General features: G+C 44.3%; 2 protein-coding genes and 1 pseudogene. 2 read left to right on the top strand and 1 reads right to left on the bottom strand.

Going from position 1 to position 1,862, the window contains the following annotated elements; translation table 11 throughout:
- The first annotated feature begins 147 nt into the window (after window positions 1–147).
- A pseudogene (locus tag E5S67_RS31865) lies at window positions 148–837 on the top strand (DUF6766 family protein).
- A 237-nt stretch (window positions 838–1,074) separates the two neighbouring features.
- Complete coding sequence (locus tag E5S67_RS31860; RefSeq protein WP_172193468.1) at window positions 1,075–1,305, top strand: KGG domain-containing protein; 231 nt, start codon at window positions 1,075–1,077, stop codon at window positions 1,303–1,305.
- Between the two features lie 237 nt (window positions 1,306–1,542).
- Here E5S67_RS31860 and E5S67_RS31855 read toward each other — a convergent pair whose 3' ends face one another.
- Window positions 1,543–1,782 carry a hypothetical protein gene (locus E5S67_RS31855; protein WP_216670848.1) on the bottom strand — a complete coding sequence of 80 codons (240 nt, stop codon included), beginning with the start codon at window positions 1,780–1,782 and terminating at the stop codon, window positions 1,543–1,545.
- Window positions 1,783–1,862: the final 80 nt, after the last annotated feature.

Here is a 1,862-nt window from a genome sequence, read left to right as displayed (position 1 = left end):
CCAAGAGTGGTGAAAAAGCCTGTTTCAAAATTCATCTCCAAAAAAGTTCAACATAGAGGTACTGGAATAAAAATGAATCCTCCTCTTTTTATTGTTTTAAGCACTGCCTAGCCTTAAGTGAACCGTATTGAACCTTAACCCACTCCTATGAGAGGTTTTTTTCAAGAAAACAGCCTCAGTCTTGCCATGTTTGGGCTGTTCTTTTTCTCACTGGTAGGTCAAATCCTCACGGGTTATCACGACTACAGTCAAGAACAAAAAGATCGCCAGCAGCTGCAGATTTGTGTTGTTGAGTATCTTGGAAGCGGTCAATTTATCGAAGCGGTCTTTGAAAACTAGGAGAGCGAGTTTCTTCACATGGGGATGTACGTTCTGCTGACCGCCTTCCTGTGTCAGAAGGGTTCCCCGGAGTCAAGGAAGCCTGAGGGAGAAGAGGCAGTTGATGCTGAGCCTGGAAATCAAGAGCTGAATCCGAAAACTCCCTGGCCGGTTCGTCAGGGAGGCTTGAGTCTCAAAGTTTACGAAAACTCTTTGACTCTGGCACTTTTTCTGCTCTTTTTTCTCTCCTTTGCCCTTCATGCGGTGGGAGGGGCGAAGGAATACAGTCAAGAGCAGATACAACACGGCGAAAAGCCTGTCTCAGCTATAGAATACCTTGGCACTTCACGCTTTTGGTTCGACTCGTTTCAAAACTGGCAGAGTGAGTTTTTGTCGATCGGCACACTGGCGGTTTTGTCTGTATTCTTGCGCCAGAAGGGTTCGCCCGAATCCAAACCAGTCGTGAAGCGAAGCTATCCCGAAGGGAATCGCCCGAATGACGAAACTGGAAAAGATTGACAAACCCTTTTGGGACGTTTAACTGCTACTTGAATTAGTAGAGCTAGGTAAAATAAATCGGTTTTGACAGCGACATCATCATTAGTTCAAAACTCCTCTTTTAGATAGAGGTTTCCATATTTTTACTTTTTTAGAATTACCTATAACTTGCAAGTAATTATCATCAACAAAACAGGTTTGGCAAGTTTTTTAACCTGTAAAGCAAAACGAAAAAGTTGAGTATAAAGGAGTTCCATCATGACAGATACAAGCAACCGCGGATTCGCTTCAATGGATGAGGAGAAACAGCGGGAAATTGCCAGCCAAGGCGGAAAAGCTGCCCACGAACAAGGAACAGCACATGAGTTTACTTCCGAGGAAGCGAGAGAGGCTGGTCGCAAGGGTGGTGAAACAGTCAGCCAAGATCGGGAGCATATGTCAGAGATCGGTCGCGAAGGCGGCAAAAATTCTCACAAAAACGATAAATAGCTCTTGAGTGCGTCCCCTTATTCTTGTCCAAACGAGTCTAGAAGTTTCAATCCGTATTGGAACTTCTAGTTTGCTTTGGGGGATTTTGGGGTGTTGATGCGGTGTAAGGGATTGAGGGAGGAGGAAAAAGTGGGTGAAGCGAAGCTATCCCGTAGGGAATCGCTCAAAGGTTTTACCGTGCCTTAAGTTAACTAGAATCAGCAACACGCACTCTTTTCCAATTACTTTTGTCATCACTTAATCGCACTGGCTCAGCGGCGGAAATTCCCATTCTCTTGAATATAAAGTAGATGGCAGCTTTAAACAATAGGCAGCAGGAATTACCTCGATCAACCACCAATTAAACATATCTCGTTGAGCCGCAGCAAAACCAGAAATAGCATCTCCGGTAATGGCATCATACAAAATATCCAAGATGGCATTGTAGGCTGTTTTCGTGTTGAGTGTCTGCAGCAAGCCGTAGAAAATATTAGACATCTCCGAAAACAATCAAAGCCTCTGTGTAGTTAAGCTCCTTGACGTAAATGTAATCATCCTAAATTAGCTAGTGTGCACGA

Source organism: Microcoleus asticus IPMA8 (genome assembly GCF_013179805.1).
GTDB lineage: Bacteria > Cyanobacteriota > Cyanobacteriia > Cyanobacteriales > Microcoleaceae > Microcoleus > Microcoleus asticus.
Note: the sequence above shows the minus strand (reverse complement) of the source record. Positions and strands in the feature narration are given on the sequence as shown.